This is a genomic window from Pseudomonas sp. SDO5532_S415 (assembly GCF_054071155.1).
The window spans coordinates 1-8,346 of record NZ_JBSVWS010000212.1; the positions used below are offsets into that span (position 1 = coordinate 1).

Genomic DNA, 8,346 nt, shown 5'->3' on the forward strand with positions numbered 1-8,346 from the left:
GGTGGGTCTGACACGTTGATGCTGGATGTGCCGACGACTTCGCGAGCAGGCTCGCTCCCACAGTTGACCGTGTTGTTCGAAGGTTTTGTGCCCGCCGTATATCCCTTGTGGGGGCGAGCCTGCTCGCGAAAGCGGTGGGTCTGACACGTTGATGCTGGATGTGCCGACGACTTCGCGAGCAGGCTCGCGCCCACAGGAAACCGGGCAACATCGATAGCGCACATGAAAAAGCCCGCTGACCGTTACCGGTTCAGCGGGCTTTTCATAGACGCGGTCGATCAGTGCGCCACAGCCGCCTGCTCATCCATCTTCTGCCGCAAACTCAGCGGACGCATGTCAGTCCAGGTTTCTTCGATGTAAGCCAGGCATTCCTTTTTCAACCCGCTTTTGCCCACGGTGCGCCAGCCTTCCGGCACGGCTTTGTAGTCAGGCCAGATCGAGTATTGCTCTTCGTGGTTGACCACGACCTGAAAGAGGATGTCCTCACGGTCGAATACTGACGTCATGCTGTTTCTCCATCACTGTAGGGTGGGCTGCACGCCGCGTGCAGCCGGTATGTAGAAGGAACGTTCCAGACTCTGGAAAATTTAGAGACTGGCGGTAGCCGCGGCCAATGCCCGGCCGAAAATCTCGGCCACCTCGTCGATTTGCGCAGCAGTAATCACCAGCGGCGGCAGGAAGCGCACCACGCCACCCTGCCGACCGCCCAGTTCAAGTATCAAGCCGCGTTTGAGGCATTCACGCTGTACCAGCGGTGCCAGGCGCGCGAACACTGGCGGATGGCCCAAGGCATCCAGTGCGCCGGTCGGGTCGACCAGTTCGACGCCAAGCATCAGGCCACGACCGCGAATGTCACCCAGTTGCGGATAGTCCCGCTGCAGGATGCGCAAATGCTCGCTCAGGCGCTCACCCATGGCGGTGGCGTGTTCGCAGACCTTGTGCTCGGTCAGGTAGCGCATGACCGCGGAACCGGCGGCCATGGCCATCTGGTTGCCGCGGAAGGTCCCGGCATGGGCGCCCGGCAGCCAGGTGTCGAGCCAGTCGCGATACACCACCACCGCCAGCGGCAGGCTGCCGCCGATGGCTTTGGACATCACCACCACGTCCGGAACGATCCCGGCATGTTCGAAGGCAAACATCTTGCCGGTGCGGGCGAAACCGCTCTGGATCTCGTCGACGATCAACGCCACGCCAGCCTTCTCAGTGATCAGCCGCAGGCCGCGCAGCCAGTCCAGATCGGCCGGAATCACCCCACCCTCGCCCTGCACCACTTCAACGATCACCGCCGCTGGCAGTTGCACACCGGCCTCGGGATCGTTGAGCAGGTTTTCCAGGTAATTCAGGTTGGCCTTTACCCCTTGCGCACCGCCCAGACCGAACGGGCAGCGGTAATCGTAGGGGTACGGCATGAACTGCACGCCATTACTGAGCAAGGCACCCAAAGGCTTTTTCGGCCCCAGGCTGCCCATCAGGCTCAGCGCGCCCTGACTCATGCCGTGATATCCGCCCTGGAACGACAACACGGTGCTGCGACCGGTGGCCGTGCGCACCAGCTTGAGGGCCGCTTCAACCGCATCGGTGCCGGTGGGGCCGCAGAACTGGATCTTCGCTTGCGCGGCCAGTGCCGGTGGCAACAGACCGAACAGGTCCTGCACGAACCGGTCCTTGACCGGCGTGGTCAGGTCCAGCGTGTGCAGCGGCAATTCGTCGGTCAGCACTTGCTGGATGGCTTCGATCACCACTGGATGGTTATGCCCCAGGGCCAAAGTCCCGGCACCGGCCAGACAATCGATGAAGCGGCGGCCTTCAACGTCTTCGACATGGATACCCTTGGCACGCTTGAGCGCCAGGGGAATGCGTCGCGGGTAACTACGGGCATTGGATTCCTGCTGGCTCTGTCGGGCCAGCAACGGTGATTCGTTGAACTGGTAAAGCGTCTCGGTCGGGGCGACCCGGGCCGGCTGATCTTCGATAAGGCTGGTGGCGACTGACATCTCTGGACCTCAAAAAGGTTTTCCTGTTCTGGAAACGCATCAGCGCCCCAAGGATTTACACCCTCGATCAGCTTTCGCTGAGGCAGATGTCAGGCCCTTGTGCATGGGGATGGCCCGCAGCCCTGCGACCATGAAGGCTCGGGCGCAGGGCTGATAGCCCAGATGCCGGTAGAACGCTTCGCTGGTGCGGGTGCTGTTGAGTCGTGCCTGATGCAGACCCTGACCGATCAGCCAGCCTTCGAGATCCTGCACCAACGCTTGCCCGACGCCCCGGCGAAACCATTCCGGTTGCACATAACAGAACGCCACCTTGCCGCTGATCGAGGCCATGGCGACGCCAACCGGCTTGTCGTGCAACAGGGCAATATTCAGGTACAGCCGCGGGTCGGTGAGCCAGGGCTGGATATGTTCGATGCTCTTGTTGTGGGTCCAGGTGGCGACGGTTTGCGGGTGGTTGCGGTGGTCGCGGGCGCAACCGACGCGAATGGAGCGCTCGATGATGCGGCTGATAATACCGGCGTCGGCCGGGGTCGCCTTGCGGGTCTGAATCGGTTCGTCCATGGCGCAGTTACCTCAATCCGTTGAGTGCGAGGAACGATAGTCCTGTGAGGTCCGGGCGGCCAATGGAGAGAGGTTACTTTTGATGTGCAACACAACACCCACTGTGGGAGCGAGCCTGCTCGCGAAAGCGTTCCGTCAGTCAGATCAATACTGAATGTGCTGCCGTCTTCGCGAGCAGGCTCGCTCCCACAAGGAGTGTCGAAGTACTTTTTTAGACCGGCTGCAACGGCATGCTCAGCTCAACCCGCAACCCATCCGGCCGGCTATCGAAACGCAAGGTGCAGCCGCAGCGCTGGACGATGGCCTGGACAATCGCCAGGCCGAGGCCGCAACCGGTGCTCTGGCCGTTGCGCCAGAACCGCTGGGTCAAATGTTGCAGGTCGTCTTCGGCAATACCCGGTCCGTGGTCGCGCACCACAAACTGCACACGGTTGCCGGTGGTTTGCAGGCTCAGTTCCACCGGCCCGTCGCCGGGTGTGTGGCGCAGGGCATTGTCCAGCAGATTGCGCAGCGCGGCGATCGACAGCACCGCGGGCATCTGCACCGGTGCGTGGGAGAACCTGGCCGGCACCTCGAATCTGATGCGCTGGCGATCACCGCCGGCCGTGTCCTGGATTGCCAGTTTCGCCACTTGTTCGGCGCTGCACTGCACGCCGTCATCGAACGACAGGCTGCCTTCGACCCGCGCCAGCAACAGCAATTGTTCGAGCGTCCGGTGCAGACGGTCGGCCCCCTCCTCGGCCCGGGCCAGAGATTGATCCCGGGCCGCGCCATCGGTCATGCGCGCCACTTGCAGGTGGGTCTTGATGGCGGTCAGCGGGCTGCGCAATTCGTGGGCGGCATCACCGGTGAGCCGGCGCTCGCGCTCGATGGTCTTGCCGATTCGCTGGAACAGCTGATTCTGCGTGTCGAGCAAGGGTTGCAGCTCGCTGGGCAACGGCTGGACCTGCAAGGGCTCCAGGGAATCGGCGCTACGGCGCATCAAGGCATCGCGCATGCGGTTGAGCGGCGCCAGCCCTTGGCCGATCCCCAGCCACAGCAGACACAAACAACCCAATAGCGCTACACCCACCGGCACCGAGGCCGCCAGCAGGATCGACATGTTCAGGGCTTCCCGCTCGATCTGCCGATCCGCCGTGGTGATGCGTAAATCACCGCGAGCGAGGGTGAAACTGCGCCACGGCGCGCCGTCGATCATTTGATCGTGGAAGCCCATTTTTTCAGCTTCCAGGGTTTGCCCCGGATCGCTGTGACTGCGGGCGAGGATCTCCCCGCGCAACGAGCTGACCTGACAGGCCATGCCACCAGGGAGATTCAGTTGTTCAGCACTGAAATGGGTGCCCTCGCCCTTGCTCGGCACCGGCGGCAATTGTTCCATCAGCCCGGCGACCATGCGCGCCGAGGCCACCAGACGCTGGTCGAGGGAAAACATCATCTGATTGCGCAGGTCACTGAGCATCCAGGCCGCCGCCAGCGCCCAGATCAGCGCGAACGCGCCGCCGAGGGTCAGGCTCAGGCGCAAACGCAGACTCATCACTTCGATTGTTCTCCGCCATCGGCCGGACCCAGGCGGTAGCCCAGGCCGCGCACTGTCTCGACGATGCCATTGCCAAGCTTGCGCCGCAGGTGATGGATATGCACGTTGAGGGCGTTGCTCTCCAGCTCGTCGTTGAAACCGTAGACGCTGTCTTTCAATTGTTCGGTGGACAGCACGCGGCCACGGTTATGCAGCAGGGCCTGCAACAGCGACTGTTCGCGGCGCGACAGATCCACCGGCTGGCCGGCGAGCGTGGTTTCGCGACTGCTCGGATCGTACGTCAGCGCGCCATGCTCGATCAGGTTGACGCTGCGCCCCGCCACCCGTCGCAACAGGGTGTGCAGGCGCGCGGCCAATTCGCGCAGATCGAAGGGTTTGAGCAGATAGTCGTCGGCACCGGCCTGCAAACCGTCGACACGGTCGGTGACCGAGTCCCGCGCCGTGAGGATCAGCACCGGCAGCTCCAGGCCGTTGTGGCGCAACTGCTGTAGCAACTTCAGACCGTCTTCATCGGGCAGGCCGAGGTCGAGCACCATCACGTCGAACTCCGCCACCTTGAGCATCGCCCGGGCCGCGGACGCCGTGGCCACGTGCTCCACGGTCAGGCCCTGGGCGGTCAGGCCGGCGACGATGCCGCTGGCGATCAACTCATCGTCTTCGCAAACCAGTACGTGCATAGGGAGCCTCGTGTAAATAAAGCGGATTAGGCCGTTGAGCGATTAAGCGGACATTATGCCGCAAGCGACGTCACCACAAGCCGGCCACTAGGGCGCCGCGGTTAATCATCGGTTAATCGCCGCCGCCCATTGTGCAGCTCACTTGCAAAAGGATAAGGCTTTTCCATGCGTCATCTGCTTCTACTCGTCGCCCTGCTGTTCTGCGGCCTGACCCAGGCCGGCACCAATCCGTTTGAGAGCAAACCCGACTTTCTGCCTGTGGAAAAAGCGTTTGTTTTCACCTCTGAGCGCCTTGAATCCGGCGAAACCCAGTTGTTCTGGCAGATTGCCGATGGCTACTACCTGTACCAGAAGCGTTTGAAATTCGATGGATTGCCAGTCGATCAGCATCCCGCGTTGCCGGAGGGCGAATCCCACAGCGACGAGTTCTTCGGTGAGCAGCAGGTCTATCGACAGGGCCTGGAACTGAAGATTCCCGCTGGCGCTACCGGGCAGATCAAGGTGGGCTTCCAGGGCTGTGCCGATGCCGGTTTGTGTTATCCGCCGAAGACGCAGATCGTGGATCTGGGCGGGAATACTGATGTTTCCGCGACCAACGAAGCACCGGATCAGGCCTTGGCCAGCAACCTGCAACAGCGGGCGCTGGGCTGGAGCCTGCTGGTGTTCTTCGGCCTCGGCCTGCTGCTGGCCTTCACCCCTTGCTCGTTGCCGATGCTGCCGATTCTGGCCGGGTTGATCGTCGGCAGTGGCGCAACGCCCAAGCGCGGTCTGGCCCTGGCCGGTAGTTACGTCGTGAGCATGGCGCTGGTATACGCGGCGATGGGCGTACTGGCAGCGCTGCTGGGCGCGAACCTGCAGGCACTGCTGCAAAACCCTTGGTTGCTGGGCAGTTTCGCGGCGATTTTCGTGCTGCTGGCATTGCCCATGTTCGGCTTCTTCGAGCTGCAACTGCCGGTGGCCGTGCGTGATCGCCTGGAAAACGTCTCGCGTAATCAGCGCGGTGGCAGCCTGGTCGGCGCCGGTGTGCTGGGCGCCTTGTCCGGTCTGTTGGTCGGCCCGTGCATGACCGCGCCGCTGGCCGGCGCCCTGCTCTATATCGCCCAAAGCGGCAATGCGCTGCACGGCGGGCTGATCCTGTTCGCCCTGGGTATCGGCATCGGTGTACCGCTGTTGCTTCTGGTAACCATCGGCAATCGCTTTCTGCCCAAACCCGGCGCCTGGATGAACCTGGTCAAGGGCATTTTCGGTTTCCTGTTCCTTGCCACCGCGTTGTTATTGCTGCGCCCGGTGCTGGACGAATCGCTGTGGGTCGGCTTGTGCGGTGCGCTGCTGTTGATCGCAGCCTACAGCGCCTGGAAGCAATCGGACGGTTTTGGTCGAATCGCCCACCTGTTCGGGGCCAGCGCCTTGCTGCTCGGTCTATGGGGCAGCCTGTTGGTGATCGGTGCCGCCGGCGGCAGTGATGATCTGTTCAAGCCGTTGCAGGTGTTCCGCGCTTCAAGCTCCGCCGTCACCGCGACTCCAACGGGCCATGACGCCTTCACCACCATCAAGGACCCCGCTGCCCTGCAACGGGAACTCGACGCGGCGCAAGCCCGTGGCCAGTGGGTGTTGCTCGATTACTACGCCGACTGGTGCGTGTCGTGCAAGGTCATGGAAAAACAGGTGTTCGGCAAGGCCAAGGTGCTCGAAGCCCTCAGCGATGTGCGCTTGCTCCGACTGGACGTCACCGCCGACAATGCCGCCAGCCGCGAACTGCTCGGCCGTTATAAAGTGCCGGGGCCACCGAGCCTGCTGTGGATCGGTGCCGACGGCAACGAGCGCCGCAGCCAGCGCATCACCGGCGAAGTTGATGCCGAGACTTTCCTGCAACGCTGGACCACCACCCGAGACGCCCGTTAATGCTGACCTTCACCCTCGGCACCTTTGCCATCGCGCTTAACCATCTGCTGCTGATCAGTGCATTGGCACTGGCGACATTCGTCGGCTGGCGGGTGGCCAAGCGCGGTGGCGAGAACCCCGAGTCGGTGCTGTTCAGTCTGTTCCTGATTGGCATGCTCGCGGCACGAATCGGTTTCGTCGCCGTTTACTGGACGCACTATCGCAATGATCCCTGGCAAGTCATCGACCTGCGCGATGGCGGCTTCCTCGCTTGGCCGGGGGTGATCGCACTGGTGCTCGCCACGCTGTACCGGAGCTGGCGCCGCCCCGGCCTGCGCCGTCCGTTGGGCTTCGGCGTGGTCAGTGGCCTGGCGTTCTGGCTGCTGGCGACCTTCTCCCTGAGCATTTATGAGCAAGGCACGCGCCTGCCGGACATCACCCTGCGCAATGCCGCCGGCGAAACCGTGCAACTGGCGGACTACAAGGGCGGCCCGCTGGTGATCAATCTGTGGGCCACCTGGTGCCCGCCCTGCCGCCGGGAAATGCCGGTCCTGGAAAACGCCCAGCAACAGCGCCCGGACCTGACGTTCCTGTTCGTCAATCAGGCCGAAAGCATGCAAAGCGTCGCTACTTTTCTGGAAACCCAGGGCCTGAGCCTGTCCAACGTGCTGTTCGACGGCGGCGGTCGCCTGGGCCAGGCTGTCGGATCCATGGCACTGCCGACGACGCTGTTCTATAGCCCCGACGGTCGCCTGCTGGGCAGCCATCTGGGCGAACTGTCGCAAGCCAGCCTGGCCCGCGCCCTGGAAAACTTCGATTCCGTACCTGCCACCTCTTCAAGGAAACTGCCATGCCCCGCCTCCGCCACCTGCTGACCCTGACCCTGGGTGCCGCCTTGCTGCATCTGCCGTCGGTGCAGGCTGAAGAGCTGCCCGATGCGATCAAGAAGATCGAAGCCAAAGGCGCGAAAATCGTCGGCCAGTTCGATGCACCCGGTGGCTTGCGCGGTTATGCCGCGCAATACCAGAACCGCGGCATGGCACTGTACCTGACGCCGGATGGCAAGCATGTGCTGCTGGGCAACCTGTATGACGCCGAAGGCAATGACCTGAGCAGTGCGCCCTTGCAAAAACTGGTGTACGCACCGATGGCCAAGGAAGTCTGGGGCAAGATGGAGGCGAGCAACTGGATCGCCGATGGCAACAAGGATGCGCCGCGGGTCGTCTACATGTTCAGCGACCCGAACTGCCCGTACTGCAACATGTTCTGGGAACAGGCGCGGCCCTGGGTCAAGGCGGGCAAAGTGCAGCTGCGCCACATCATGGTGGGCATCATCCGCGAAGACAGCCCGGGCAAATCCGCCGCGCTGCTCGCCGCCAAGGACCCGCAAAAGGCCCTGCAAGAACACGAAGCGGCCGGCAAGGGCAGCTCGCTCAAGGCCTTGAAGGATGTGCCGCCGGCGATTCAGGCGAAGCTCGCGGCCAACATGCAACTGATGGAAGACCTGGAGCTGCAAGCCACTCCGGCGATTTTCTACATGGACAGCAAGGGCGAATTGCAACAGCAGCAAGGGGCGCCTTCGCCGGATAAATTGGCGAAGATTCTCGGGCCGAAGTAAGTCACTTGGCCGTCAGACTTGCAGTGGCGGCACTGACGCAATCGCGGGCAAGCCCGCTCCCACAGATGTACATGATCT

8 protein-coding genes are annotated in these 8,346 nt (G+C 62.8%); 3 read left to right on the plus strand and 5 right to left on the minus strand.

The features are described from left to right. Positions 1-278 precede the first annotated feature (278 nt). From ACW9HW_RS27110 to ACW9HW_RS27130, 5 genes are all read right to left on the minus strand, one after another. Positions 279-506: an MbtH family protein gene (locus tag ACW9HW_RS27110; protein ID WP_128608950.1), complete on the minus strand. Its 228-nt coding sequence runs from the start codon at positions 504-506 to the stop codon at positions 279-281. Positions 507-587: 81 nt separating this feature from the next. Next, the gene (locus ACW9HW_RS27115) at positions 588-1,994 is read right to left on the minus strand and encodes a diaminobutyrate--2-oxoglutarate transaminase (RefSeq protein ID WP_457402378.1); all 1,407 of its coding nucleotides are present in this window, start codon (positions 1,992-1,994) and stop codon (positions 588-590) included. Positions 1,995-2,033: 39 nt separating this feature from the next. Next, a complete protein-coding gene (locus ACW9HW_RS27120; protein ID WP_457402380.1) occupies positions 2,034-2,555 on the minus strand; it encodes a GNAT family N-acetyltransferase in 522 nt (173 codons plus the stop codon). 211 nt (positions 2,556-2,766) lie between these two features. After that, the gene (locus tag ACW9HW_RS27125; protein WP_095196722.1) at positions 2,767-4,092 is read right to left on the minus strand and encodes an ATP-binding protein; all 1,326 of its coding nucleotides are present in this window, start codon (positions 4,090-4,092) and stop codon (positions 2,767-2,769) included. Continuing rightward, positions 4,089-4,769, minus strand: coding sequence for a response regulator (locus ACW9HW_RS27130; RefSeq protein ID WP_095196723.1), 681 nt, complete (start codon positions 4,767-4,769; stop codon positions 4,089-4,091). The genes ACW9HW_RS27125 and ACW9HW_RS27130 overlap by 4 nt, the downstream gene beginning before the upstream one ends. A 165-nt stretch (positions 4,770-4,934) precedes the next feature. Here ACW9HW_RS27130 and dsbD point away from each other — a divergent pair, with 165 nt between their 5' ends. Genes dsbD through dsbG form a run of 3 tightly spaced genes read left to right on the plus strand, consistent with a single transcriptional unit; the run spans position 4,935 to position 8,268 of the window. Then, positions 4,935-6,671 (plus strand): protein-disulfide reductase DsbD, encoded by a 1,737-nt coding sequence (gene dsbD / locus ACW9HW_RS27135; RefSeq protein WP_095196724.1) that lies wholly within the window; start codon positions 4,935-4,937, stop codon positions 6,669-6,671. Further along, entirely contained in the window at positions 6,671-7,525 is an 855-nt protein-coding gene (locus ACW9HW_RS27140; RefSeq protein ID WP_095196725.1) for a TlpA disulfide reductase family protein, read from the plus strand. Before dsbD ends, ACW9HW_RS27140 begins: the two co-directional genes overlap by 1 nt. Then, positions 7,501-8,268 carry a thiol:disulfide interchange protein DsbG gene (dsbG, locus tag ACW9HW_RS27145; protein WP_095196726.1) on the plus strand — a complete coding sequence of 256 codons (768 nt, stop codon included), beginning with the start codon at positions 7,501-7,503 and terminating at the stop codon, positions 8,266-8,268. The genes ACW9HW_RS27140 and dsbG overlap by 25 nt, the downstream gene beginning before the upstream one ends. Positions 8,269-8,346 lie beyond the last annotated feature (78 nt).

Excerpts from the sequence above, each read along its gene's own strand:
- ACW9HW_RS27130 (WP_095196723.1), bottom strand. The coding sequence starts at position 4,769 with ATGCACGTACTGGTTTGCGAAGACGATGAGTTGATCGCCAGCGGCATC.
- dsbD (WP_095196724.1), top strand. The coding sequence starts at position 4,935 with ATGCGTCATCTGCTTCTACTCGTCGCCCTGCTGTTCTGCGGCCTGACC.
- ACW9HW_RS27140 (WP_095196725.1), top strand. The coding sequence starts at position 6,671 with ATGCTGACCTTCACCCTCGGCACCTTTGCCATCGCGCTTAACCATCTG.
- dsbG (WP_095196726.1), top strand. The coding sequence starts at position 7,501 with ATGCCCCGCCTCCGCCACCTGCTGACCCTGACCCTGGGTGCCGCCTTG.
- ACW9HW_RS27110 (WP_128608950.1), bottom strand. The coding sequence starts at position 506 with ATGACGTCAGTATTCGACCGTGAGGACATCCTCTTTCAGGTCGTGGTC.
- ACW9HW_RS27120 (WP_457402380.1), bottom strand. The coding sequence starts at position 2,555 with ATGGACGAACCGATTCAGACCCGCAAGGCGACCCCGGCCGACGCCGGT.
- ACW9HW_RS27115 (WP_457402378.1), bottom strand. The coding sequence starts at position 1,994 with ATGTCAGTCGCCACCAGCCTTATCGAAGATCAGCCGGCCCGGGTCGCC.